The sequence below is a fragment of the Methylobacterium sp. J-068 genome (genome assembly GCF_022829445.1).
Taxonomy (GTDB): Bacteria; Pseudomonadota; Alphaproteobacteria; order Rhizobiales; family Beijerinckiaceae; genus Methylobacterium.
In genome coordinates this window covers 50,686-76,270 of record NZ_JAKSXY010000106.1, presented here as the reverse complement: position 1 = coordinate 76,270, position 25,585 = coordinate 50,686, and the positions used below count along the sequence as shown (strand labels likewise).

Sequence of the window (25,585 nt, the reverse complement as noted above, 5' to 3'; positions counted from 1 at the left end):
GGACGGCACAGGATCACAGGATACCATGCCGCGTCAGGCGGCGCGGAGCGCACCCGCGAGGTCACCGAACAGGGACAGGACCAGCGGCCGGCGATCGAGATTGTAGGTCGCGGCCTCCCGCGCGGCGCGGGCGATCTTGTCACACACCTCGACCAGGGCCGCAAGGCGGGCGGGCGGCTCGTGCCGGCGCCGGTCGAGTTCGGCCGAGACGAAGCGGAACACCGTGTCGAGGCTGGCGGCGAACAATTCGTCGGATTCGCGCCCGCTGAGCTTGTCGGCGAGCGCGAGGATGCGGCGCCAGTCGGGGTGGTCGAGGCGGGTCAGCAGGGTCTCGACCTCGGCCACGAGATTGGCCGTGGCGGGATCGAGCATCGCCACGGCGCCCGCGACCGAGCCCTCCGCGAGGCGGGCCGCGCGGGCGAGCGCCTCCCTGTCCGGCTGGACGAAGGGCGGGACGAACCGGCCGATCACGCGGGCGACGTCGGCTTCCGCGAGCGGCCGCAGGGTCAGGGCCCGGCAGCGCGAGCGGATGGTGGGCAGGAGCCGCCCCGGCGCGTGGCTGACGATGAGGAACAGGCAGCGCGGCGGGGGCTCCTCCACCATCTTGAGCAGCGCGTTGGCGCTGTTGGCGTTGAGGTCCTCCGCGCTGTCGACGATGCAGATGCGGTATCCGCCCGCGCTGCCCGCCGTGGAGCCGAAGAGCGCGAGGGCGTTGCGGGCGGCATCGACCGAGATCTTGGTCGCCAGGGTCTTGGCGTTGGCCGCGCGGGTCCGGCGCAGGGCCACGAGGTTGGGATGCGACAGGGCCGCGACCTGGCGCGCCGCCGGGTGGCCGGGATCGACGGCGAGGCTCGCGGGGGCCCCTTGCGCGGTCGGATTGGCGATGAGCCAGCGGGCGACCCGGTAGGCCAGGGTCGCCTTGCCGATGCCGCGCGGGCCCCCGATCAGCCAGGCATGGTGCAGGCGGCCGGAGGCGATGGATTCCGAGAAGGCGGCCTCCGCCTCCGCGTGGCCGACGAGGTCGGCCTGCTCGCGCGGGCGCGGAACTTCGGGGATGTCTCCCGGCTCGATATCCTCGGGCGCGCGCTCAGGCCGCATCGCCGTGCTCCGTCTCAGGGCCGGACCCGGACTCGCCCCGGAAGAGCTGGGGCAGGCGCTCCGCGGCGGCGGCGCGGATCGCCGCCTCCACCGCGTCCGCCGGCAGGGCCGCGTCGATCACCGCGCAGCGCCCCGGCTCCGCCGCCCCGATGGCGAGGAAGGCCGCGCGCAGGCGCGCGTGGAAGGCCAGGGCTTCCGCCTCGAAGCGGTCGGGCCCCTCGTCCGTCCCCGCCTTCTCCGCCACATCCGCCGCCGCCTTCGCTGCCGACTGCCGCGCGCGCGCGCGGGCGAGCCCGAGTTCCGGATCGCAATCGAGGATCAGGGTCAGGTCGGGACGGGTCGGCCCGACGACGACGTCCTCCAGGCTCGCCAGCACGGCCGGGTCGAGGCCGCCGGCCGCGCCCTGATAGGCCCGCGTCGAATCCGCGAAGCGATCGCAGAGCACGATCTCGCCCCGCGCGAGCGCCGGGCGGATGAGGGTGTCGAGATGGTCGATCCGGGCGGCGGAGAACAGCAGCGCCTCGGCGAAGGGGCCGTGGGGCTTCGCCAGCCCCGAGAGCAGCGCCTCGCGGATGGCCTCGGCCCGGGGCGAGCCGCCGGGCTCGCGCGTCGTCACCACGGGGCGGCCGGAGCAGACCCGCAGATGCGCGGCGAGGCGCCGGATCTGCGTCGACTTGCCGGCCCCCTCCCCGCCCTCGAAGGTGATGAAGGTGCCCGGCTCCGGTCCGCTCGCCGTCGTTCCCGTCACGACTTCGCGCCGGCCTTCTCGAAGGCCTTGCGGAACAGGCCGGTGCCGACCTCCCAGGTCGCGTCGAGCGCCCGCTGCGGGATGGAGCCCGCCTCCACCGTCTCGCCGGCATAGAGCGGCTGGTCGAGAGCCTGGGTGTCGCCGCGGGTGATGCGCAGGCGGCCGATCTCGCGGCCCTGCTCGATGGGCGCGACGAGGGGCCCCTGGTAGATCGCCTTCGCGGTGATCCGGTCGCCCGAGCCGCGCGGCAGCAGCACCCGCACGGGCTTCCTCGCGACCATCGGGACGCCGCCCTTGGCGCCGCCGTAGACGGAGGCTTCTCCCACGCTCTCGCCGGCGGCGAAGATCTGGCGCGGCTCGAAGGCGCGGAAGCCCCATTCCATCAGCTTGCGCGATTCCGAGGCCCGGTCGCGGGCGGTCTTCAGCCCGCTCACCACCATGATCAGGCGCTGGCCGTTCTGCACCGCCGAGCCCGTGAGGCCGTAGCCGGATTCCTCGAGATAGCCGGTCTTGAGCCCGTCGGCGCCGATATCGAGGGTGAGCAGCGGATTGCGGTTCTGCTGCTTGATCTTGTTCCAGGTGAATTCACGCTCGGCGAAGATCTTGTAGAGGTCCGGATAGGTCTCGATCAGGTGCAGGGCGAGCTTGGCGAGGTCGCGGGCGGTGACCTTCTGGTCGGGCGCCGAGTAGCCGGTGGCGTTGCGGAAGGTCGAGCGCGTCAGGCCGATCTCACGCGCCCGCGCGGTCATCATCCGCCCGAAATTCTCCTCCGACCCGGCGATGCCCTCGCCGATGGCGATGGCGGCATCGTTGCCCGATTGCACGATGAGGCCGCGCAGGAGGTCGGACAGCTTGATGCGGCTGTTGAGCTGGGCGAACATCGAGGAGCCGCCGCCGCCCGCCCCGCCCCGGCGCCAGGCATCCTCGGTGATCTGGAACTCCGAATCCATGTTCAGCCGGCCCTGCCGGATCTCGTTGAACACGATCTCGGTGGTCATCAGCTTGGCCATGCTGGCCGGGGAGAAGAGCTCGTCGGCCCCCTTCTCGAACAGCACCGAGCCGGAATCGGCATCGATCAGGATCGCGTGCGGCGCGGCCGTCTGAAAGCTCTGGGAGACGGCGCCGCCCCCGAGGAGGCTCAGCACGACCATCGCGGAGGCGAGGACGACGCCCGGCACGATCCTGCGCCGGAACGGGGCGCGCCCGCCGGGGACCCATATCAAACCCATTCCCTGCCTCACGCCGACCCCGTCATCGCCCCCACGATCAAGCGTGACGTTACAGGCATTCGCCGCCAAGATCGAACGCAAATTCATGTGCGATTTCAATCTCGCGACGATGCGCCCGGGGCATGTTCGGACGTGGTTGCCCCCGGCCCGGCGGCGCCGGGCGCGGCGCCCGCGCCTCAGCGGGCCTCGGCGAACTGGGCCCGGCCGCGCGCGGTGCCCTTCGCGACGAACGTCGGCTTGCCGGTCGGACCCGGCTTCTCGACGCCGGAGGCTTTGGCGGCGCCGGAGGCTTTGGCGACGAGGATCGGCTTGGCCGGCGCGGCCTCCTTGGGCACGAAGCCCTTGGCGGGAGCGAAATCCCTGGCCGATGCGACTTGTGCCACCCCGCTTTTGGGCAGGCCCGCCTTCGGCCCGGCGGCCTCAGCGGCCAGCCGCGCCAGGGCGGCCTTCGACGCCCCCGGCGCCGGGGTCACGCCTGCCAGGCGGGTCGGGACGGGCTTGACGACGGGCTTGGCGATGGACTTGGCGACGGCCTGCAGGGGGGCGACCGAGCGCGCCGCCGGGACCGCAATCGGCGCGGCGGCGAACCGGCTCCGCGTCTCGGGCCGGACCGGTTCCGGCCGGGCACCGGCCAGTCTCAGGGGCGGCGGCGCGAGGCTGAGGGGGGCGGGCCGGGTCGCGGCCTGCGCCACGGCCTGATGGGTGTCGGAGGGGCTGTGCCGCACCGGCCGGAAGGTCTCGGCGCGAACCGCCGTGGGCTGGAGGGCGGCCGGGACCGCCACGGTGGCGGCGCTCGCCACCAGAACGGGCGCGGGCCTGACCGGAGCGGGCGCGGCCTCCGGCGCCTCGCTCGTGGCCTGCCCGGCGGCCGTGTCCGCCGCATCCCGCTCGCCGGCCTCCCGGAAGGCGAGGGCCGGACGACTGGCGCGGGCGAGGCGCTCGGAGGAAACCTGCGGGGCGTCGGGGCCGAGATCGGCCACCATCACCGAGGCCTGCCCGCGAATCGCGGCGGGCTGGCCGTCCGTGCGCAGGGTGGCGAGCAGCTTGCGGTCGTCGCTGCCGGCCGTGGAGGCCTTGCCCGCATACTCGACGCGCACCCGCGCGGTGCCGCTGCGGCGGAATTCCAGGGCCTCGGCCACCTCCTCCGAGACGTCCATCAGGCGGTTGGCATGATAGGGACCGCGATCGTTCACCCGCACGATCATCGAGTGGCCGTTGGCGAGGTTGGTGACGCGGGCGTAGCTCGGCAGCGGCAGGGTCGGGTGCGCGGCCGCGATGGAGTGCCGGTCGAAGACCTCGCCGTTGGCGGTCATGCGGCCGTGGAAGGCCGAGCCGTACCAGGAGGCGAGACCCTCGCGGACATAGCCCTTGGCATCCTCGCGCGGCACGTAGGTGCGCCCGGCCACCACGTAGGGCTTGCCCGAGAAGCGGCGTCCGCCGCCCTTCGGGATCACATCCCCCTCGTTGTAGAGGCGCGGGCTGGCCTTGACCCCGTATTTCGGGTCGCGGCCCGAGCCGCCGGAGGTGGCGCCCGCGAATTTCTGGGTGTTCTGGGCACAGTTGGCGGTGGTCAGCGCCACGGCCGAGACGGCCAGCAGCCGCCAGAGCGGCAGCGGGGCCGGCCCCTGGTTTCCGGCCTTCGTCGAACGCGCCATCGCGATGATCCGCCCCAAGCCCTCGCCCCGATACGCACATACGCTGGATCGGCCCGCCGGCGGGCAAGAGCAGGACCGGCCGGACCCTCGGGCGAAGCCTGCGCCCCGTCCGAGACGGGAAGATTGTCCCGACGGCGTAAAGGAAGGCTGAACGACGTCGGCGCGGGGTTGCCCCGCGATGATGTGCCGAGGGAACGGGCAAAGGCGAAGGCCGCGTGTCAGGATCCGCCGCCAAGAGCCTGTTCGGCCACGAGAAAGCCGGGCGGCTCCCCCGCGCGATCGACCGTCCCGGTGCCCACGAGGCTCTTCTCATCCGATGCCTACGAAACCCCTAGCAACCCCTTGCCGAGGCTTCGATTTCGGCCAGCCGACCTCTCTCGGCCGGCCTTCAGCGGCCGCCCGGCTCGTTGAGCTGGTCGATCGACCGGGCCCCGCGCTGCTTGAACAAGAGGTCGAGGGCTTCCAGCATCAGGCCGTGCATCTTGGCGCGCTCGGCATGGGCGATGTCGCGCAGCTGATCGTAGACCGGCGGCTCGAGATAGACCGACATCTGCCGGGCGCGCTGCTTCAGGGTGGCGTTGGGGCGCCGGAGGGACGCCGCGCCGGTTTCGAGCTGGACGATCTCCGCGCTCTGCTGCGGTTTGCTCGACGGGGCCGATGCGGCGACGATGGAGGCGAGACTGAGCTTAGGCGGCTTTGGCATGCTTGCTCACCTGCATGCGCTTCTCGATCCAGCTCCAGAGCTTGCGGACCTCCGAGGCGGCCTGCCCCTTCGGGTTGAACTCGGTCACGCCCTGGCCGACGCCGATGGCGTCCTGATGGTCCGTGCGGGCGACGATGTTGACGTCGGGGAGGATGCCGAGCACCGCCAGACCATCGGCGGCGTCGCGGATGCGGTAGGAGCGCGGCGGCGTCTGGTTCAGCACGAAGGCGAACTTCTTCTCCAGCCGGTAGATCGCCGCGAGCGTCGGCTTGAAGGCGCGGAGATCCGCGGGCGTCGGCCGGCAGGGGATGATGCAGAGATCGGCGGCGCGGATCGCCGCGAGCGTTCCGGCGGAATCGACGCCGGGCGTGTCGATGAAGACGTAGTCGTAGGCGGAGTCGCGCAGCTGCGCCATCACGCTCTCGATCTGCGTCGCGTCGATCTGCGCGACTTCCGGGCCCTCGGCGCTGCGGTGGTCGAGCCAGTCGGAGATCGTGGCCTGACGATCCATCTCGAGGATGCAGACGGAGAGCCCGCGCTCCTGGGCGGCCACGGCCAGCGAGATGCAGAGCGTGCTCTTGCCGCTGCCTCCTTTCTGGGTGACGAACGTGATGGCTTTCATCCTGACATCCCTTCGCGAGCGTCGACGTATCCGGGTGGAGAGTGGGCGGACGAGTCCGGCAGGTCCGGATCTCCGGGGGACGATGGCCGGTCGCCGTCCTGTGACCCAAGGATGCTGCGATCCCGGATGTCGCCGATCATGGTTAACCGACGGTTAAGCCGGTGCGCGTCGGCCCTATCCGTTTTTGGCAATCTCAGGTTGCCTCAAGCGCACGGAAATACCTCGGACGCCCTTTCCGGATCGCGCGATCCGCTCTACGGTACGGCCATACGGGCCGCCTCGTGCCCAACCATATATCAACCTCAGGTCATCTCAAGGTTCGTCCGGGGATGCCGTCGAGGACGTCCATGACGCGATTTCCCTTTCCCGCTCCAGACGCCGCCGACAATCCCGACGGCCTGCGCGCGGCCCTGGCCGCGTCGGGCGTCGTCGGCGTCTGGCTGCACGACATCTGGGCGGATCGCCTGACCGTCTCCGCGCCCCTGGGGCGGGCCCTCGGCCTGACCGCGCGGGCGGGCGCGGACGGCGTGCCCCTGGCGGCCCTCCTCGACGCGACGCACGCAGACGACCGGGCGCGCGTCGAGAACGGGTTTCACGCCGCCATCGCGCGGGGCGGCACCTTCGCGCTGGCTTTCCGCACCACCGCGCCGCGCTGGCTGGACCTGCGCGGGCGCATCGAGCGCGACGCCTCGGGACGGCCGGCGCGGGCGCGGGGGATCGTCCTCGACCTGACGGAGGACCGGGTGAGCGCGCCCCAGCACCGCGTGAACCGGATGGCCGAGCACGCCATCGCCCTGCGGGGGCTTGCCGGCGATCTCGAACATGCCGGGCTGACGCGGCTCCTCGACCATCTGATGGTCGAGATCGGCTTCGAACTCGCGCGCCATCTCCGCGACGCGCCGGACGGACAGCGACATTGAGCCCCGCTCAGGGGGAAAGCCCCGCGCGGCGGGAGAGACCCGCTCAGCGGGGGAGGGCCGCGGCCTCCTGGGCCGGACGCATGCCCTGCCCGGCCAGGGCCCGCACCGCCGGCCCCGCTCCGGGCCGCGCCAGGGCATGCGCGTAGGCCGCGATCAGGCCGCCGCAATCGCGCGGCCCCCGCGCGGAGGCGAGGCGCGGAGCGGCAGCTGGAGCGGCGGCATCGCCCCGCCCCGCCTCCTGCCCCGCCGCCCGCGCCAGCAGGCCGCGCGCCGCTTCGTCGTCCGACAAGGTCTCGGACGCCACCAGCAGGTTGCCCTCCCCACCGATCGTGAGGCAGGCCTGCGGCTCCGCCCGCCGCATCGCGCGCAGGAGCGTGCGGCCGATCTCGACCCAGGTCGCGTCGTCGGCGCCGCGCAGGGTCCGGGCGATCTCGCCCTGGGCGCGGGCGCGCAGGCGATCGAGGGCCTCGCCCTCCGGACGCCCGGCCCGGTAGCCGTCGAGATAGGCGGCGGCCATGGCGCTCACGCGGTCCGCCCGCCAGGCGGACCCGTCCGGCGGCGCGAGCCCTTCCAGCAGGGGAAGCGCGCGCAGGATCGCCGCCCGCGCGCCGACGGGGCTCGGATCGTCGTCCAGGGTGGAATCCGGGAAGCGGTCGGTGTCGACGATCTCGGTGACGACGCGGGCCTGGACCAGCCGCGCCGCCTCGGGAATCCAGAGGCTGTCCGAGGCGACCCCGAGGGCCTGCGTGGCGAAATCCGGATCGACGCCCGCCGCCACGTAGGCCGCCCGCTCGGCGGCGCCATCGGCCTGCACGATCTGCCCGAACAGGCCCGGATCGTAGGGCGCGTGGAAGCCGAGACGCCCGTTCGTCACGAGGTAGCGGGCGGAACCCCGCACGAAGGCGAGGGTGCAGGCCGAGACGCAGTAATCCGGGACGTAGGTGGCGAGGCCCCGCGCGGCGATGAGGTCGCCGATCGCCGTCGCCTCCTCGACGAGGCCGCCCTCGCTGGTGAGATGGATGCGGGTGACGTCGTGGTGGGCGGCGAGCAGCGTGGCCAGGCGCTCCGCGCTCCCCTCCCCGATCTCCCCGGCGAGCCGGACGTCCCGGCCGTGCGGACCCAGCGCGATGCGGGCCGGGGGACCGGCCACCCGGGTCTGGAGCCGATCCTCCAGGCGCAGGGACAGGGCGGCGTAGGCGGCCCCGAGGGCGGAGGGCATGCCCGAGACCATCAGGGCGCCGCGGGTCGTGCCCGCCAGGGCGCCACAGGCCGTCCCCACGAGGACGAGGGCACAGAGCATGCGCGGGAGCCGTCCCCAACCGAGCCCGGCCGTCCGACCCGCATCCGTCGCCATGCGTCACCCTCCCGATTCCAGGACCGGCGACAGTCGTCGCACCCCTGGGACCTGCCGATTATTGCCGCCCGGAAGTCTCAGGCAAACACCCTGCCAGTCATCGGGCAGTCGCGGGCGACACGGGGATTGGAGGAAAGGGATCGTTGCCGGTGTGTTATCGGCGCAACGGGGAACAATTACCCGCCGAACAGCGCGGCGGCCCCGCATTCCTCCCGAACGGCCGGCGACTATGTCGCAGGCGAGGTCAGTGCGTCCCGGAGGCGAGCGCGCAGCAGGTAGGTGTCCATGATCCAGCCGTGGCGGGCACGGGCGGCCTCGCGAACGGCGCCGATCTCGGCCGCGACGTCGCCGAGGCGTCCCGCGATCAGGATCTCGTCGGCGGTGCCGAGGTAGGCGCCCCAGTAGATCGTCAGGTCGGGATCGAGATGGTCGAAGCGGGGATGACCGTCGAGCATCACCACGGTGGTGTCGGCGCCCTCGGGCAGGCCGTCGGCGATCTGCCGCCCGGTCGTGATCAGGATCGGGGCGCCGATGCGGTTGAGGGGAATGCGGTGTCCCGCCGCGAGCGCCTGGACGCTGGTGACGCCCGGAACCACCCGGACTTGGAAGGCCAGACGGCCGCGCTCGAGAATGCGGTCGATGATCCGCAGCGTGCTGTCGTAGAGGGAGGGATCGCCCCAGACCAGGATGGCGCCGGTTCCATCGGCTCCCAACTCCCGCTCGAACATCGCCTCGTAGAGCGCGGCGCGCGCGGCGTGCCAGGCCTCGACGGTGGCTCCGTAATCGGACGGGTTGCGGTCCCGCTCCGGGTCCTGCGCCTCGACGAAGCGATAGGGCCGCTCGGTGAGGTAGCGGGCGCAGATCTCCCGGCGCAAAGCCACGAGGTCGGCCTTCTCGCGGCCCTTGTCGAGGGCGAAGACCACCTCGACGGTGTTGAGGGCGCGGATGGCCTGGATCGTCACGTGCTCGGGATTTCCGGTCCCGATCCCGATCACCAGGAGTGTTCTCATCGCGCGCCGCCCTTCGATCGCCCCGGAGGAGCATCCCGTGGCTCATTCGGCCCAGAGCGCCTTAGCCAAGAAAAAGGTGCCTGTCGCGCCCTCCCCCCGTGTGCTAACCTGGCGGCCGACATGACCTGCGTCCGGCACATGGCACTCTGGCTCGCGGCGGCGATCGTCCTGATCGCCGTCGGCGTCATGCCGTCCGGTGCCCAGGCGCATGGCCGTCATGCGCACGGGGAGGCCCGTGCCGTGTCGGCCTCCCTCGCCTCGATCGCTATCCGCTCCACGGCCGAAGCGGCCGGGCCGCGCGCGATCGCCTCCGACGCTGTCACCGTCCGGACGCGCGTCGCGGTGAGCGCCCGGATCATCGGCGCCGATCTGTGCGACGGCTCCTGCGGTCGGGCCGGCTGCCGCGGTGCCGGCTCCTGCTGCACCGGCGCCGGCCTCGCCCCCGACGCGGCCGATGCGGCCGCGCCGCGCGGCCCGCGCGACCGTGCCCTGGCGCGCGCCCTCCCCGCCCGGACGGACGTCGTTCCGGAAGCCCTCCCCGAGCCGCCACGATTCCACGCCTGACGCTGCCCGCGTCCCGCGGCGTGTCCGGGCTCCCCTCCGGAGCCTGACGCCGGGACGCCGTTCCATGCTTCTCGGCGAAAGAATCCTCAGCCATGTCCATTCCCGTCGCGGGCCTTCTGCGCGCCTTCGCGCTCCTGTGCGGCCTCGCCCTGCCGATCCTCTCCGGGACGGTCCGCGCCCACGAGGGCCACGATCACGGCGCCGAGCCGCCGCCCGTTCCCACCGCCACGGCGCCGCGCGCGGAAGCGGTGTCCGAGCGCTTCGAGCTCGTCGCCGTGGCGCAGGGCGCCGACCTCGTGCTCTACCTCGACGCCTTCGCCAGCAACGCTCCGGTCACCGGGGCGACGGTGGCCGTGATGACGCCGGAGGGCCGGCGCAAGGCCGCCGAGACGGCGCCGGGCACCTACCGCCTTAGCGCGCCCTGGCTCGCGGCGAGCGACCACCACGACCTCGTCGTCGGAATCTCCTCGGAGGGCCGCACCGACGTCCTCGCCCTCGATCTCGACCTGCCCGCGCCGGCGGACGTTGCGGCCGCGAGCCCCGTGGATCCGGGCCCCGCCGCCACGGCGCGCGCTCTGGCCGACCGCCTCGCCCGGCAGAACCCGGCGGCCCTCGCGGCCGGGAGCTTCCTGATGGGGCTCGGCGTCTTCGCCCTGGCGCGCCGACGCCGCGCCGGACAGGTGTTCGCGGTTCTCCTCGCGGTGACCGCGACCCTGGTGCTCGGGGGTGCCGCCCTCGCGCACGAGGGCCATTCCGAGGGGGCCGCCCGGGACGTCCCGATGACGCCCGCCGCGCTCACCGCCGCCCCCCCGATGGAGCGGGCGCGCCGCCTGCCCGACGGCTCGGTCTTCGTGCCGAAATCGCTCCAGCGCCTGCTGGCCCTGCGCACCGGTCTCACGGCCGAGGAGACCGTCACCCGCGGGGCCGAATTGCCGGGCCGGATCATCGCCGACCCGAACGCCAGCGGCGTGGTGCAATCCTCGGTCGGCGGGCGCCTGTCGCCCCCGGAATCCGGTTTCCCCCGCCTCGGCACGCGGGTCCGCCGGGGCGACGTGCTCGCCACCGTGACCCCGCCGGTCCAGGCGGTCGACGTCTCCGACATGCGCCAGCGCCAGGGCGAACTCGACCAGCAGATCGCCATCCTGGAGCGCCGCGTGGACCGCTTCGAGCGGCTCTCCAGCACCGGTGCCGTGGCGCGGACGCAGCTCGACGACGCCCGCTCGGAACTCGCTGGCCTCAGGGACCGGCGCGCCGCCCTCGACGCCATCCGGCGCGAGCCCGAGGCGCTGGTCGCGCCCGTCGACGGCGTCATCGCGGAGGCCAACGCCGTGGCGGGCGCCATGGCGGCCCCCGGCACGGTGGTCTACCGCATCATCGACCCCGCCCGCCTCTGGGTCGAGGCCCTGAGCTTCGAGGCCCTGGCCGAGGGGAGCCGGGCCACCGCGCGCCTCGGGGACGGCGGCACCCTGGGGCTCGCCTATCGCGGCACGGGTCTGGCCGACCGCAACCAGGCGGTGCCGGTGCAGTTCGCCGTCGAGGGCGACGCCCGGGGCCTGCGCCTCGGCCAGTTCGTCACCGTGCTGGCACCGATCGGGAATGCCCGCCCCGGCCTGCCCGTGGCGCGCTCGGGCATCGTGCGCGCGGAGGGCGGCAGCCTCGTCTACGAGCATGTCAGCGCGGAACGCTTCCTCGGCCGCCCGGTGCGGGTCGCGCCGCTCGATGCCGACCGGATGCTGGTGGATGACGGGATCGCGGCCGGGCGCCGCGTCGTCGTCCAGGGCGCCGAACTCCTCGACCAGATCCGCTGAGGCTCCGATGTTCGAGACCATCGTCGCGCAGTCCCTGCGCAACCGCCTGCTCGTGCTGGCGCTCGCCGCCGCCCTGGTGCTCACCGGGCTCCTCGCCCTGACGCGCCTGCCGGTCGACGTGCTGCCCGACCTCAACCGTCCCACCGTCACGGTGATGACGGAGGCCGAGGGGCTCGCGCCCCCGGAGGTGGAGCAGCGGGTCACCTACCCGATCGAGACCCGGATGAACGGCCTGCCCGGCGTCACCCGCGTGCGATCGGTCTCAGGGATCGGCCTGTCCATCGTCACCGTCGAGTTCGCCTGGGACGCCGACCTCTACCGCGCCCGCCAGTTCGTGGCCGAGCGCCTGGCGCTCGCCCGCACCGAACTCCCCGCCGACGTGATGCCCCAGATGGGGCCGGTCTCGTCGATCATGGGCGGCATCCTGCTGGTGGCGGTGACCTCCGAGACCGCGAGCCCGATGCAGCTGCGCGAGACCGCCGACTTCACCATCCGCCCGCGGCTGCTGGCCATTCCGGGCGTGGCGCAGGTGATCCCGATCGGCGGCGCGGTGCGCCAGTACCGGGTGGCCCCGAACCCCGCCGCCATGCGGGCCCTCGGCGTCACGCACGCGGCCATGACCCAGGCCCTGGAGGGGTTCGGCACCAATGCGGGCGGGGGCTTCACCGATGCGGGCGCCCGCGAGGTGCTGATCCGCGCCATCGGCCGGACCATCGACCTCGACGACCTGCGCAACCTCGTGATCGGAACTCCCGCCGGGCCGGTCTACCTGCGCCAGGTGGCGGAGGTGGATTTCGCACCCCGGCCCCGGCGCGGCGACGGCGGCTACATGGGCAAGCCCGCCGTCATCGTCTCGGTGGAGAAGCAGCCGGGCGTCGACACCGTGCGGCTGACCCGGACGGTGGAGGAGGCCCTGGCCCAGCTCGGGCCGAGCCTGCCCCCCGGCATCAGGGCGCAAAAAATCCTGTTCCGGCAAGCGGATTTCATCGAGACCTCCCTGCACAACGTGGTGCGGGTGCTGCTGGAGGCGGTCGCCGTGGTGGCGGTGGTGCTGTTCGCCTTCCTGATGAACGCGCGCACCACCCTGATCTCGCTCACCGCGATCCCGGTCTCGATCCTCGCCACGGCGGCGATCTTCTCCGCGCTCGGCCTCTCCATCAACACGATGACGCTGGGCGGCCTCGCCATCGCCATCGGCGAACTCGTCGACGACGCGGTGGTGGACGTCGAGAACATCCTGCGGCGGCTGCGCGAGAACCGGCACGCGAACGCGCCGCGCTCGTCCTTCGCGGTGATCGTGGCCGCCTCGAACGAGGTCCGCTCCGGCATCGTCTACGCCACCGTGATCATCTGCCTCGTCTTCGTGCCGCTCTTCGCCCTGTCGGGCATCGAGGGTCGGCTCTTCGCGCCGCTGGGGCAGGCCTACATCATCGCGATCCTGTCGAGCCTGGCCGTCTCCCTCACCCTGACGCCGGCGCTGGCCTCCTGGCTCCTGCCCGGCCTGAAAGGCCTGGAGGCGCCGGAGGGCCGGCTGATCCGGGGCCTGAAGGCCGGCAACGGCCGCCTCGTGGCCTTCGCGCTCAATCATCAACGCGGCGTGATGGCGGCGGCCCTCCTCGGGGTCGGCGCGGCGGCCCTCGCCGCGACGGCGCTGCCGCGCGCCTTCCTGCCGGCCTTCAACGAGGGCTCGTTCACCGTCAACCTCGCCTTCACGCCGGGCATCTCGCTCGCCGAATCGAGCCGGATCGGCGCCATCGCGGAGGGGCTGGTGCTCGAGATCCCGGAGGTGGAGAGGGTCGGGCGCCGCACCGGCCGGGCCGAGCTCGACGAGCACGCCGAGGGCGTCCACTCCACCGATCTCGAGATCGGCATGAAAACCGGGACGAGGCCCGGCGGGCGCCCGCGCGAGGCCGTGGTGGCGGATCTGCGGGCGCGCCTCGGGGTGCTGCCGGTCTCGGTCAATATCGGCCAGCCGATCTCGCACCGCCTCGACCACATGCTCTCCGGGGTCCGGGCCGAGATCGCCCTCAAGCTCTTCGGCGAGGATCTCGACGGCCTGCGCCGCACGGCGGACGCCCTCAAGGCGGAATTCGAGACGATCCCCGGCCTCACCGACCTCGCCATCGAGAAGCAGGTCCGCATCCCGCAGCTCGAGGTCCGGGTCGATTCCGGCCGCGCCGCCCTCTACGGCATCGCCCCCGGCGCCGTGGTGGAGGCGGTGAGCCGCCTCGCCAACGGCCGGGTGGTCTCCACCCTGGTCGACGGCCTGCGCCGCTACGACGTCACCCTGCGCCTGCCCGAATCCGGGCGCTCGGTGGCGGCCCTGCGCGACCTCCTGATCGAGACGCCCACCGGCTGGGTCCCGGCCCACGCGCTGGCCGACATCGCCGAGCGCGACGGGCCGAACCAGATCCTGCGCGAGAACGGGCGCCGTCGCCTCGTCGTCCAGGCCAACACCCAAGCGGGCACGGACGGCGCGGCGGTGGCCCGGGCCGTGGCCGAGACCCTGGCGCGGACCACCCTGCCCCAGGGCATCACCGCGAGTCTCGAGGGCGCGTTCCAGGCGCAAGGGGAGGCGACCCGGACCATCGGACTCCTCAGCCTCGTCTCCCTGGCTCTGGTCTTCGCCCTGCTGGCGAGCCGCTACCGCTCCGGCGTGCTGGCGCTCATCGTCATGGGCAACGTGCCGCTGGCGCTCATCGGCAGCGTCGCGGCGCTCTTCATCGCGGGGCTGCCGCTCTCGGTGGCCTCGATGATCGGCTTCGTGACGCTCACCGGCATCGTCGCCCGCAACGGCATCCTGAAGATCAGCCACGTGCTCAACCTCGGGCTGGCCGAGGGCCTGCCCTTCGGGCCGGCCCTGGTGCTGCGGGCCAGCAACGAGCGGCTGGTGCCGGTGCTGATGACGGCGCTGGCGGCCGGCATCGCCCTGGTGCCGCTCCTCGTCGACGGCACGGCGCCCGGCAAGGAGATCCTCCACCCTGTCGCCGTGACGATCTTCGGCGGCCTCCTCAGCGCCACCCTCCTCGACGCGGTGCTCACCCCCGTCCTGGTCCTGCGCTTCGGCGCCGGCGCCTTCGCCCGCCTGGCGGCGGCGCGGGTGCCCGAGCCCGCTCACGCCGCGGGTGCCCCCGCGCCCGCCCTCTTCTGACCCTTCGAACGGAGACGCCCCCATGAAGACCACGACGACAGGGACGAGCCTGCTCGCCGCCCTCGCCCTCCTCGCCCTCGCGGGCGCGGCCCCGGCCGCCGAGCACCATCACGACGGCCACGACCATGACCACGGCACGCCGGGCCACACGCATGCGGCAAAGCCGGCGGCCTCGCCCTCCACCCGGGCGTTCCAGGAAGCCGCCATGCGCATGCACGGCGACATGGAGATCCGCTATTCCGGCGACGTCGACCGCGACTTCGCCGCCGGCATGATCCCGCACCATGCCGGCGCCGTCGCCATGGCGAAGGTCGCCCTGCAATACTCGAAGGACCCGGAGGTCCGCGCGCTGGCCGAGAGCATCGTCAAGGCGCAGGAGACCGAGATCGCCCAGATGCAGGCCATCCTGAAGCGCAAGGAGGCGGAGGCGAAGGGGTCTGACACGAAAGGCGCGCCCGCGCGCTGAGGCGCCCCCTGGTCGGGAGGCGCGGTGGTCCTATCTGGAGTGGTTCCAGACAGGCTACGGCGGAGGCAGCCCGGCATGAGCTTTCCCGAAACTGGCTTTCCCATCACGCTGACCGTGAACGGCGTAGCCCGCAGCCTCGTCCTCGAGGACGCGCGGGTCACCCTGCTCGACGCCTTGCGCGAGCGCCTCGACCTCACCGGGGCCAAGAAGGGCTGCGACCGGGGCCAGTGCGGCGCCTGCACCGTGCTGGTCGACGGCGTGCGGATGAATTCCTGCCTGGCGCTGGCCGTGAGCCTCGACGGGGCGTCGATCACCACCATCGAGGGGCTTGACGGACGCGACGGCCTGCACCCGGTCCAGGCGGCCTTCCTGGAGCATGACGGCTTCCAGTGCGGCTTCTGCACGCCGGGCCAGATCCTCAGCGCGGTCGGGCTGATTCATGAGGGCCAGACCGGCGGCGACCCCGAGCGGGTGCGGGAGGGCATGAGCGGCAACCTCTGCCGCTGCGGCGCCTATGCAGGGATCACGCAAGCCGTGCTGAGCGCCCATGCACTAATGACGGGACCGGACGTGCTGCCCGGCCGCCATATCGCGGAGGACGCGGCGTGAAGGCCTTCGACTACATCCGCGCGACGAGCGTCGCCGAGGCGGTCGCGGCCGCCGGCCGGCCCGGTGCCGCCTACCTCGCCGCCGGCACCAACCTCGTCGACCTGATGAAGGGCGGCGTCGCGCGGCCCGACATCCTCGTGGACATCACCCGCCTGCCCGGCCTCGACCGGATCGAGCGCCTGCCGGACGGTGCGACGCGGATCGGCGCCCTGGTGCGCAACGCGACGCTGGCGCATGATTCCGGGATCGCGCGGCGCTACCCGGCGCTGGCCGAAGCCCTGCTCTCGGGCGCCTCGGGCCAACTCCGCAACGCCGCCACCACCGCCGGCAACGTGCTGCAGCGGACCCGCTGCCAATACTTCTACGACACCGCCAGCGCCTGCAACAAGCGCGACCCCGGCGCCGGCTGCGCGGCCCTCGGCGGCGTCACCCGTGCCCATGCGGTGCTGGGCTGGAGCGCGCACTGCATCGCCACGCACCCTTCCGATTTCTGCGTGCCGCTCGCCGCCCTCGACGCCACCGTGGAGATCGAGGGCCCGGCCGGCACCCGCAGCGTGCCCCTGGAGGCGTTCCACCGCCTGCCCGGCGACGCCCCGGAGCGCGAGACGGTGCTGGAACCCGGCGACCTCGTCGTCGCCGTGACCCTGCCGGCGGAGGCGGAGGGCTTTGCCGCCCACAGCCGCTACCTCAAGGTCCGGGAGCGCACCTCCTACGCCTTCGCGGTGGTCTCGGCCGCCGTGGGTCTGCGCATGGACGGGGACCGGATCGCGGAAGGCCGCATCGCGCTCGGCAGCGTCGCCCTGAAACCCTGGCGGACGCGCGCGGCGGAAAGCCTGCTCGCCGGCGCCGCGCCGACCCCCGAGACCTTCGCCAGGGCGGCCGAGGCCGCGCTCGCGGACGCGACGCCCTCGGGCGACAACGCCCACAAGATCGAGCTCGCCCGCCGCATCGTCGTGCGGGCCCTCACGCTTGCCGCCGCCGGCACCCCGGAGCGCGTGCCCGCCCTGCCGGCCAGTCCCTTCGCCCCCGCCCCCTCCGCCGGAGTCACCGCGCATGCCTGAGCGTCAGCGCCACGGCGCCTCCATCGGCCAGCCGCTCACCCGGCGCGACGGCCCCGACAAGGTCACGGGCGCGGCCCGCTACAGCGCGGATTTCAGGCCCGAGGGCCTGGCGCACGCCGTGATGGCGGTGAGCGGGATCGCGCGCGGCCGGGTCACCCATCTCGACGTGGCGGCGGCCGAGGCCCATCCCGGCGTGGTCGCGGTGATGACGCCGGAGAACGCCCCCAAGCTCGCCAAGTCCCCGGACCTGAAGGACAATCCCTTCGCCTTCCGCCTCGACCTGTTGCAGAACGACGGCGTGCGCTACGCCAACCAGCCGATCGCGGTGGTGATCGCCGAAACCCTGGAGGCCGCCACCGAGGGCGCTTTCCTGCTCCGGCCCCGCTACGCGGACGAACCGGCCGGCGTCGCCCTCGGAGCGGGCGAGGTGTTCACGCCCGAGACCGTCGGCGCGGGCTCGGCCACCGCCGAGGGGTCGGGCGACCTCGCCGCCGGGATGGACGCGGCCGAGGCCCGGATCGCGGCCACCTACGACACGGCGGCGCAGTATCACAACGCCCTGGAGCCCCATTCGAGCGTGGCGCAGTGGGACGGCGACCGCCTGACGCTCCACACCCCGACCCAGGCGCTCTGGATCGCCAAGGGCCGCCTCGCCGGCCTGTTCGGCATCCCGCAGGAGAACATCCACGTCATCTGCCACTATCTCGGCGGCGGCTTCGGCTCGAAGGGCTTCGTCACCTCGCCGCAGATCCTCGGGATCATGGCGGCGAAGCTCGTCGGCCGCCCGGTCAAGCTCGTGACCCGGCGCGAGCAGATGTTCGGTCCCGTCGGCCACCGCGCCGCCACGCGCCAGACCCTGACCCTGGGGGCGACCCGCGACGGCACGCTCACGGCCCTCGACCACCACACCCTGACCCTGACGAGCCGCTACGACGACTTCATCGAGCCCTCCGGCATCCTCTCGCGCCACCTCTACGCGGCCGGCGCGATCGCCACCACGCACGCGGTCTCGCGGGCCGATATTGGCACCCCGATCTTCATGCGGGCCCCCGGCGAGGCCTCGGGCAGCGTCGCGGTGGAGAGCGCCCTCGACGAACTGGCGCTGGAACTCGACCTCGACCCGCTGGAGATCCGCCTGCGCAACTACGCCGAGGTCGAGCCGATCACGCATCGGCCGTTCTCGTCGAAGGCCCTGCGCGCATGCTACGCGCAAGGGGCCGAGCGCTTCGGCTGGGCCGCGCGCCCGCGCGCGCCGCGCCAGATGCGCGATGCCGACGGGCTCCTCGTGGGCTGGGGCCTCGGCACCGCCACCTACCCGGCGGGGATGATGCAGGGCGAGGCCCGCGCCACGATCCGGGCCGACGGCACGGCCCTGATCGAGACCGCCGCCCAGGACATGGGCCAGGGCGCCTGGACGGTGCTGGCGCAGATCGGCGCCGACGGACTCGGATTGTCCATCGACAGGGTGGACTTGCGCATCGGCGATTCGAACCTGCCGAACGGCGGGCTCGCGGGCGGCTCCACCGGCACCGCCACCAGCGGCACGGCGGTCCACAACGCCGCGCGGGCCGCCATCGCCGAACTCGCGGCGCTCGCGGTCGCGGATCGGGCCTCGCCCCTCTACGGCGCGGGCAATGCCGGCGTCACGGCCGCCGACGGGCGCCTCGCCCGCCGGGACGATCCGGCCCGCTCGGAATCCTTCGGCGACATCCTGAACCGCGCGGGCAAGGGCTCGGTGGAGGCCAAAGGACAGGGCGCGGGCGAGCCGGCCTCGCGGAAGACCTACGCGATGCACGCGCACGGGGCGGTCTACGCGGAGGTGAAGGTCGATCCCGATCTCGGTCAGATCCGGGTGACGCGCCTCGTCGGGGCCTTCGCGGCGGGGCGGATCGTCAACCCGCGCCTCGTGCGCAGCCAGTATTACGGCGGCATGATCTGGGGGGTGTCCCTGGCGCTGCACGAGCACGCGGTGCTCGATCCGCGCTCGGGCCGGGTGATGAACGCCAACCTCGCCGAGTATCACATTCCGGTGAACGCCGACGTGCCGTCCATCGAGGCGATCCTGGTGGAGGAGCACGACCCCCACGTGAACCCGCTCGGCATCAAGGGCGTGGGCGAGATCGGCATCACCGGCACCGCCGGCGCCATCGCCAACGCGGTCTGGCACGCCACCGGGGTACGGGTGCGCGACATCCCTATCACCCTCGACAGGCTGCTGGGCTGACGCCGTCTCCTGTACGTGAGGGCTGGCCGTGGTTTGATGCGGCTTGGGCGTCTGGCGCTCTGACGGTTTCCAGGTCTGTCACGGCGACATGCGCTGTGTCGCAGGGGCGCGATCCCGGACGGCGGTTGCGATCCATCCGGTGGGTGGCGAGCGCGGGTTCCCTCTCCTGGAAGGAGAGGGACAGGGTGAGGTGTGTGACTTCTCCGGAGATGGGCCACACCTCTCCCCATCCCTCTCCTTCCAGGAGAGGGAGCGCGTCGCGGCCATCCGAACCGAGGGGATCAAGCGGAGCTCGTATGAAACTTGGGACCGGTTAACTCCGTATGGAAAGGACCGCTGCTACAGGCATCGGTTCTGTCCGGACCATCCGAACCCCATCGCGTCGCATGTCAGCACCGCCCCCATCCGAGAACGAGCGCGCGCGCCTCGACGCGCTGCGGGGCCTGTCCCTGGTCGGGACCGACCCGGAGCCGCATTTCGATGCCGTCTGCCGGACGGCGCAGGCGCTGTTCGCGGTGCCGATCTGCCTGGTCTCCCTGGTCGAGGAGCAGGAGCAGTGGTTCAAGGCCCGCTGCGGGCTGGACGTCCCGGGAACGTCGCGCGCGGTCTCCTTCTGCGCTCACGCCATCCTCGCCGATACGGTCTTCGTGGTGGCGGACGCGACGCGGGATGCGCGCTTTTCGGACAATCCTCTGGTCACGGGCGCGCCGCACATCCGGTTCTACGCGGGCGCGCCCCTCATCCTGCGGCCGGGCATCCGGGTCGGAACGCTCTGCCTGATCGACACGAAGCCGCGTGACCTCACGCCCGAGCAGGCGCACCGGCTCGAGGATCTGGCGCGCGTCGTCGTCGCCCATCTCCGCCTCCACGAGGCCCTGCGGACCGGCGAGGCCCTGGCCCGGGAACGGGCGGCGGACATCGCCGCCCGCAGGCAGGCCGAGGAGGCGGCGTCCGAGAGCGAGGCCCGGTATCGCGAGGTCCTGGACTCGACGCACGACGCCATCCTGGGGCAGCTCGCCGAGGGCGTGATCGTCACCGACACATCGGGCCGGATCACCCTGGTCAACGAGGCGGCCGCCGCGATCCACGGCGTCGCGCGCCTCGATGTCGAGCCGGACGATTACAGCGAGACCTATCACCTCTACACCGAGCACGGGGCGCACTACCCGCCCGAGGCCCTGCCGCTGGCGCGGGCCGTGATGGGCGAGACGGTCCGGGACGCCCAATGGCGGATCCGGCGCCCGGACGGCGTCGAGATCCTGGCGATCGGCTCCGCCCGCCCCCTGATCGGTCGCGACGGGCGCCAGGTCGGCGCCGTCCTGACGATGCGCGACGACACCGCGCGCGACGCGGCCGAACGCGCCCTGCGGGCGAGCGAAGCGGAATTGCGGGCGCTCAACGCGACCCTGAGCGAGCGGGTGGCGGCCCGCACGCGGGACGCCGAGGCGGCCAAGCGCGACGCGGAGCGCGCGAGTCTCGCCAAGACCGAGTTCCTGGCCGCCATGAGCCACGAGATCCGCACCCCCCTCAACGCCGTCATCGGCTTCACCGACCTGATGATCGGCTCGGGCCGCCTGTCGCCGGACCTGCAGCGTCAGGCCGAGCTGGTGCGCGCCTCCGGCGCGACGCTGCTCACGGTCGTGAACGACATCCTCGACTTCTCCAAGGTCGAGGCCGGCGCCGTCGCGCTGGACCGGCAGGCCTTCGATCCGCGCGCGCTGATCGACGGGAGCCTGGGCATCGTCCGGGGCTCGGCCCAGCCGAAGGGGCTGGACGTGCGCGCGGTGATCGACCCCGCCCTGCCCCGCATCCTGTACGGCGATCCGGCGCGCCTGCGGCAGGTGCTGCTCAACCTCCTCAACAACGCCATCAAGTTCACGTCCCGTGGCTGCGTCACCCTGAGCGTGCAGCACGGGGGCACGAGCGAGACCGGCGAGCGCCTGCGCTTCAGCGTGACGGATACCGGCATCGGCATCGCCCGGGAGAAGCAGGGCCGGCTGTTCCAGCGCTTCAGCCAGGTGGACGGCTCGATCGAGCGGGATTTCGGCGGCACCGGCCTCGGCCTCGCCATCTGCAAGCAGCTCATCGACCTCATGGGCGGCGAGATCGGCGTCCTCTCGGAGGAGGGGGTCGGCGCGACGTTCTGGTTCCTCGTCACGCTGCCGCTCGGCTCGGTCGAGCGGACGGTGTCGGTGGTGGCCGACACCCACGCCATCGCCCGGACCGGGCACCTCCTGCTGGTCGAGGACAACGTCATCAACCAGCAATTGGCCAGGGCCGTTCTCGAGGCCGGGGGACATACGGTCGAGGTCGTGGCGGATGGCGCCTCGGCCATCCGGGCCGTGCAGGAGGGCCTGTTCGACCTCGTCCTGATGGACGTGCAGATGCCGGGCATGGACGGCCTGACGGCGACCCGTCGGATCCGGCAACTCGGGATGCCGGCCTCCACCCTGCCCGTCATCGCCATGACGGCCAACGTCCTGCCCGACCAGATCGAGGCGTTCCGGGCCGCCGGCATGGACGATCATATCGGCAAGCCGTTCCACCGGGCCGAACTCTATCGCCTCGTCGACCGGTGGCTGTCCTGGAACGCCGAGGCGCCCGCGCGGGAGGCCGCCGGAGCGACCCTCGATCCGGGCGTCTTCGATCGGCAAATCCACGACGACGCCCTGGAGCTGGTCGGGCCCGTCCGCCTGTTGGCCCTGCTCGACGCCTTCGGCGACGAACTCGACGTGCGCTTCGCGGGCACCGGCCTCACCGCGGAGGAGCGGGACCAGTCGCGTTTCGAGGCGCACAGCCTGATCAGCTCGGCCAGCATGCTGGGGTTCCCGGCCCTGTCCGCGGCCTGCCGGACCCTCGAGGCCTGCACCGAGCAGCGCGTGGCCCACGAGGGAAGCGCGGTCTTCCGGCGTTCGCTGGACCACGCGCGCGGTCTGGCGGCCCAGGCCCGGGAACAGGTGAACCTGCTGATCGCGCGCGGCGCCGAGGGCCTGCCGGACCCGGCCCGAGTGGAGCGGATGTCCGAGGAGGCGGCCGGCCGTCAGGGCACCGGCGCGCCCTGACGCCGGCCCGGTGCCCGTCCGCGATCGCCGGAATCGTCGCGCCTCACGGCGGCGCAGGCCCGGCCTGCGGGCCGGCGCCGGACCGCACGGACTGGAGGAACCGCGTGATCCGCGCCTCGGCCCTGCGGGATTCGGGCAGGCCGAGCAGCGGGTAGACGTGCATCAGGCCCGGTTCCTCGTGGTAGGCGAGGGCGGCGTCCTCGGCGCGCGCCTGGGCCGCGAGGCGGCGGGCGTCGGCCACCAGGATGTCGTGGCTGCCGCAGAGGAGTTCGATCGGCGGCAGGCCCCGCAGGGTGCCGAAGAGCGGGCTGACCCGCTCGTCCGTGGCCGCCCAGTCCCCGGCATACCAGCGCCCGAGCGCTCGCACCCCGGGGCGCATCAGCATCACGTCCGAGGGCTCGATCCGGGCCTGCGAGGGCTCGCGCATGGTGACGTCGAGCCAGGGCGCGATCAGGACCAGCCCGCCCGGGACGGGCAGGCCGGCGTCGCGGACCTGCATCGCCAGCGACAGGGCGAGCCCGCCGCCGGCGGAATCGCCCATGAGCGCGACGGGGGCGCCGCCACGCGCCTCCAGGCCGTCCCGGTAGATCGCCATCGCGAAGGCGGTGATCTCCTTGCAGGCATGCTCGGGCGTGAGAGGATAGAGCGGCACCGTGATGGCGAGGCCCGTCGCGTCCACCATCCAGGCGATGAAGCGCCAGTGGAGGCTCGTGATCGGGCTCGTATAGGCGCCCCCGTGCAGGTAGATCGCGCCGCCGCCCGGCACGGGGCCGCGCGGCGTCAGGGTGTAGACCTCGAAGCCGTCGCGCGTCTCCCAGGTGACCCTGAGTTCGCGGCGCATGGCGCGGGTCGGCCGGGCCGGGCGCGGGCGTTTGGCGACCGCCGCCTCGGGGTCGAGATCGTCCCGCGCGAGGTTGCGACGGCGTCCCGTCAGGCGGATCGCCAGGCCGGCCAGGCGCGCGACGAGGCTGGTCACAGCCGTCCCGCGATGGTGTCGCCGACCCGCAGGGCGTTGGCGATGATCGTCAGCGTCGGATTCACGGCGCCGATCGAGGGAAAGAAGCTCGCATCGGTGACGTAGAGGTTGTCGATGCCGTGGGCCCGGCAATCGAGGTCGAGCACCGAGGTCGCCGGGTCTTCGCCGAAGCGCAGGGTCCCGGCCTGGTGCGCCGTTCCGCCGATCGGCGTGTCCTTGCCGAGGTAGAGCGAGCGGTCGAACAGGTGGGGATGCACGTCGAGCTTGCCGCAGAGGTCGCGCAGCTTCTGCTTCAGGCGGGCGTGACCCTCCATGTTGCTCTCGGTCAGGTCGAGCCGGACCTTGCCGCCCTCGTAGAAGATCCGGTTCTCCGGGCGCGGCAGGTCCTCCGAGGTCAGCCAGAAGTCGAGGGCGTGCCGCGCGATCCAGTCGAAGGGCTTTTCGGGAAACCATTGCAGGAAGCCCGGCAGGCCCTCGCCGTGGATCTGCGTGCCGTCGGACTTGCCGACCATCTGGATGTGGCCCAGCGGGAAGTCCCAATCGTCCGAGCCGTAGTAGAAGTCGTTGAGGCCGAGCGTCTTCTGAAACTTCGTCGGGTTCGGGGTGCGCGAGACCGCCAGCACCGTCGCGTTGTTGTGGCGCATGTAGTTGCGCCCGACTTGGCCCGAGGCGTTGGCGAGGCCGTCCGGGTGCGCGTCGTTGGCCGAGCGCAGCATCAGCAAGGCGGAGGAGAGCGCGCCGCAGGCCACCACGACGATGTCGCCCGAGACCGTCCGGCGCTGGCCCTCGCGCACGAGTTCGACGCCGGTCACCGCCCGCCCGCTCGGGCTGGTCAGGAGCCGCTCCACGTAGGCGCCGGTCCAGAGGGTGAGATTCGGGTGCGCGGCGAGCGCCGGGTCGACGCAGACGATCTGCGAATCGGCCTTGCCGTTGGTCAGGCAGGGATAGCCGTCGAAGGCGTCGCAGCGGATGCAGGCGGAGTGCGGCAGGGCCATGCCGTCCCGCTCGTCGAGCAGGATGCCGACGGGCAGGTGGAAGGGCCGGTGCCCCTCGCGCTTCAGCCCGTCGAAGAGTTCCTGGATGCGCGGCTCGTGGCTCACGGGCGGGTAGGCGTAGGGCTTCGGGGCCGGGGGCTCGGTCGGGTCCTCGCCGCGCAGGCCGTGGACGTGGAAGAGTTCCTCGGCCGCCTGGTAGTAGGGCTCGAAGGTGTCGTACTTCACCGGCCATTCGGGCGCGTCGCCGTCCGGGTGGCGGACCACGTCGAAGTCGCGGCTCCGCAGGCGCAGCAGCACCGAGCCGTAGACCTTGCTGTTGCCGCCGACATAGTAGTGCAGGCCCGGGTGGAATTGCCGGCCATCGGCGCCGTACCAGGTCTCCGGGGCCTGATAGCGGGCATCGACGAACACCGCTCGGGCGTCCCAGTTCTCGCGCTCGCGCGGCAGGTAGCCGCCGCGCTCCAGCAGCAGCACGCGCTTGCCGGTCTGCGCGAGGCGCCAGGCCATGGTGCCGCCGCCCGGCCCCGAACCCACGATGACGACGTCGTAATGCTCTTGCGCCATGGGGTCCTTCGCGTCGGGCTCGTCGGTTCGCGGATGCCAGCACCGTGCCGCCGCCTTATCGGGGCTCGCGTCGACGTGAGGCGTCCGACGCTTCGAACGTATGAACCGGCGCGAGGATGCCGCGTTCAACGGCCGAGGGCATCACGTTCGCTTGCGCCCTCCCCATCCTTTCGCACCCTCTCGCGCGCCTGTGCGCGTGCGAAAGCCCATCAGGTCAGGACCGATCCTTGGAAGAACTCAGCATCGGCATCGCCGTCATGGTCCGGGTCCTCCTGGTCCTGCTGTTCCTGCCCTTCAGCGCGCTGGACAAGATCCTGAACTTTCGCGGCGCGGTCGGGCAGGCCCGCGAGCGGGTGCCGAATACCGGCCTCGCCACGGGGCTCATCCTGGCCGGGCTGTTCGTGGAGGTGGTGATGTCGCTCGGCGTCGTCACCGGCATCGCCGACCGGGCCGCCGCCTTCGTGCTGGCCGGCTATTGCGGCGTCACCGCGCTGCTCTGGAAGCAGTTCTGGCGACCCGGCGATTTCTGGGCCGGCGGGGACAGCAAGGGGCGCGGCCTGTTCTGGGACTTCCTGAAGAACTTCGCGCTCGCGGGCGGCTTCCTCCTCATCACCTTCGGGACCGGCGCCGGCACGGTGCGCCAGTTCCTCGCCGACCCGCTCGCCTCCTCGCAGCCCTACCGCACCACCCCTTCCACCGAGACGGCCGGGACCACGCCATGACCCAAGACAATAATACCCAAGACAACGAGACCCAAGACAACGAG

At 72.7% G+C, this 25,585-nt stretch carries 20 protein-coding genes; 10 read left to right on the top strand and 10 right to left on the bottom strand.

Features of this window, described 5'->3' with window-relative positions; translation table 11 throughout:
* Positions 1 to 33: 33 nt before the first annotated feature.
* The 6 genes from MKK54_RS18470 to MKK54_RS18445 form a co-directional block, all read right to left on the bottom strand.
* Positions 34 to 1,098 (bottom strand): DNA polymerase III subunit delta', encoded by a 1,065-nt coding sequence (locus tag MKK54_RS18470; RefSeq protein WP_244012864.1) that lies wholly within the window; start codon positions 1,096 to 1,098, stop codon positions 34 to 36.
* On the bottom strand, positions 1,088 to 1,846 hold the full coding sequence (gene tmk, locus MKK54_RS18465) for a dTMP kinase (RefSeq protein WP_244012862.1): 759 nt from the start codon (positions 1,844 to 1,846) through the stop codon (positions 1,088 to 1,090). The genes MKK54_RS18470 and tmk overlap by 11 nt, the downstream gene beginning before the upstream one ends.
* A complete protein-coding gene (locus tag MKK54_RS18460; protein ID WP_244012897.1) occupies positions 1,843 to 2,997 on the bottom strand; it encodes a D-alanyl-D-alanine carboxypeptidase family protein in 1,155 nt (384 codons plus the stop codon). Before MKK54_RS18460 ends, tmk begins: the two co-directional genes overlap by 4 nt.
* A 254-nt stretch (positions 2,998 to 3,251) precedes the next feature.
* Positions 3,252 to 4,730 carry a septal ring lytic transglycosylase RlpA family protein gene (locus tag MKK54_RS18455; protein ID WP_244012860.1) on the bottom strand — a complete coding sequence of 493 codons (1,479 nt, stop codon included), beginning with the start codon at positions 4,728 to 4,730 and terminating at the stop codon, positions 3,252 to 3,254.
* 388 nt (positions 4,731 to 5,118) lie between these two features.
* Positions 5,119 to 5,433, bottom strand: a complete 315-nt coding sequence (locus tag MKK54_RS18450) for a ribbon-helix-helix domain-containing protein (RefSeq protein WP_244012858.1) — start codon at positions 5,431 to 5,433, stop codon at positions 5,119 to 5,121.
* A complete protein-coding gene (locus MKK54_RS18445; protein ID WP_244012856.1) occupies positions 5,417 to 6,055 on the bottom strand; it encodes a ParA family protein in 639 nt (212 codons plus the stop codon). The genes MKK54_RS18450 and MKK54_RS18445 overlap by 17 nt, the downstream gene beginning before the upstream one ends.
* A gap of 347 nt (positions 6,056 to 6,402) precedes the next feature.
* On the opposite strand from MKK54_RS18445, the gene MKK54_RS18440 reads away from it, so the two are divergent.
* On the top strand, positions 6,403 to 6,975 hold the full coding sequence (locus MKK54_RS18440) for a PAS domain-containing protein (protein ID WP_244012854.1): 573 nt from the start codon (positions 6,403 to 6,405) through the stop codon (positions 6,973 to 6,975).
* Positions 6,976 to 7,018: 43 nt separating this feature from the next.
* Here MKK54_RS18440 and MKK54_RS18435 read toward each other — a convergent pair whose 3' ends face one another.
* Both MKK54_RS18435 and cobF read right to left on the bottom strand, forming a co-directional pair.
* A complete protein-coding gene (locus MKK54_RS18435; protein ID WP_244012852.1) occupies positions 7,019 to 8,329 on the bottom strand; it encodes a hypothetical protein in 1,311 nt (436 codons plus the stop codon).
* A gap of 227 nt (positions 8,330 to 8,556) precedes the next feature.
* Positions 8,557 to 9,339 (bottom strand): precorrin-6A synthase (deacetylating), encoded by a 783-nt coding sequence (cobF, locus tag MKK54_RS18430; protein WP_244012850.1) that lies wholly within the window; start codon positions 9,337 to 9,339, stop codon positions 8,557 to 8,559.
* Between the two features lie 138 nt (positions 9,340 to 9,477).
* Between cobF and MKK54_RS18425 the strand changes: the two genes are divergently transcribed.
* The 8 genes from MKK54_RS18425 to MKK54_RS18390 all read left to right on the top strand — a co-directional run bounded on the left by MKK54_RS18425 (position 9,478) and on the right by MKK54_RS18390 (position 22,284).
* On the top strand, positions 9,478 to 9,903 hold the full coding sequence (locus tag MKK54_RS18425; protein WP_244012848.1) for a hypothetical protein: 426 nt from the start codon (positions 9,478 to 9,480) through the stop codon (positions 9,901 to 9,903).
* A gap of 92 nt (positions 9,904 to 9,995) precedes the next feature.
* Positions 9,996 to 11,711 (top strand): efflux RND transporter periplasmic adaptor subunit, encoded by a 1,716-nt coding sequence (locus tag MKK54_RS18420; RefSeq protein WP_244012846.1) that lies wholly within the window; start codon positions 9,996 to 9,998, stop codon positions 11,709 to 11,711.
* Between the two features lie 7 nt (positions 11,712 to 11,718).
* Positions 11,719 to 14,862 carry an efflux RND transporter permease subunit gene (locus MKK54_RS18415; protein WP_244012844.1) on the top strand — a complete coding sequence of 1,048 codons (3,144 nt, stop codon included), beginning with the start codon at positions 11,719 to 11,721 and terminating at the stop codon, positions 14,860 to 14,862.
* Positions 14,863 to 14,884: 22 nt separating this feature from the next.
* Complete coding sequence (locus MKK54_RS18410) at positions 14,885 to 15,328, top strand: DUF305 domain-containing protein (protein ID WP_244012841.1); 444 nt, start codon at positions 14,885 to 14,887, stop codon at positions 15,326 to 15,328.
* Positions 15,329 to 15,403: 75 nt separating this feature from the next.
* A complete protein-coding gene (locus tag MKK54_RS18405) occupies positions 15,404 to 15,937 on the top strand; it encodes a (2Fe-2S)-binding protein (RefSeq protein WP_244012839.1) in 534 nt (177 codons plus the stop codon).
* Positions 15,934 to 16,998, top strand: a complete 1,065-nt coding sequence (locus tag MKK54_RS18400; protein ID WP_244012837.1) for an FAD binding domain-containing protein — start codon at positions 15,934 to 15,936, stop codon at positions 16,996 to 16,998. Before MKK54_RS18405 ends, MKK54_RS18400 begins: the two co-directional genes overlap by 4 nt.
* Complete coding sequence (locus MKK54_RS18395; RefSeq protein ID WP_244012834.1) at positions 16,991 to 19,222, top strand: xanthine dehydrogenase family protein molybdopterin-binding subunit; 2,232 nt, start codon at positions 16,991 to 16,993, stop codon at positions 19,220 to 19,222. The genes MKK54_RS18400 and MKK54_RS18395 overlap by 8 nt, the downstream gene beginning before the upstream one ends.
* A gap of 386 nt (positions 19,223 to 19,608) precedes the next feature.
* Positions 19,609 to 22,284, top strand: coding sequence for an ATP-binding protein (locus MKK54_RS18390; protein WP_244012832.1), 2,676 nt, complete (start codon positions 19,609 to 19,611; stop codon positions 22,282 to 22,284).
* 43 nt (positions 22,285 to 22,327) lie between these two features.
* Here the strand turns inward: MKK54_RS18390 and MKK54_RS18385 are convergent, their stop codons facing one another.
* The gene (locus MKK54_RS18385) at positions 22,328 to 23,260 is read right to left on the bottom strand and encodes an alpha/beta hydrolase fold domain-containing protein (RefSeq protein WP_244012830.1); all 933 of its coding nucleotides are present in this window, start codon (positions 23,258 to 23,260) and stop codon (positions 22,328 to 22,330) included.
* On the bottom strand, positions 23,257 to 24,819 hold the full coding sequence (locus tag MKK54_RS18380) for a GMC oxidoreductase (RefSeq protein WP_244012828.1): 1,563 nt from the start codon (positions 24,817 to 24,819) through the stop codon (positions 23,257 to 23,259). Before MKK54_RS18380 ends, MKK54_RS18385 begins: the two co-directional genes overlap by 4 nt.
* Before the next feature lie 227 nt (positions 24,820 to 25,046).
* Between MKK54_RS18380 and MKK54_RS18375 the strand changes: the two genes are divergently transcribed.
* Positions 25,047 to 25,541, top strand: a complete 495-nt coding sequence (locus MKK54_RS18375; RefSeq protein WP_244012826.1) for a DoxX family membrane protein — start codon at positions 25,047 to 25,049, stop codon at positions 25,539 to 25,541.
* Positions 25,542 to 25,585 lie beyond the last annotated feature (44 nt).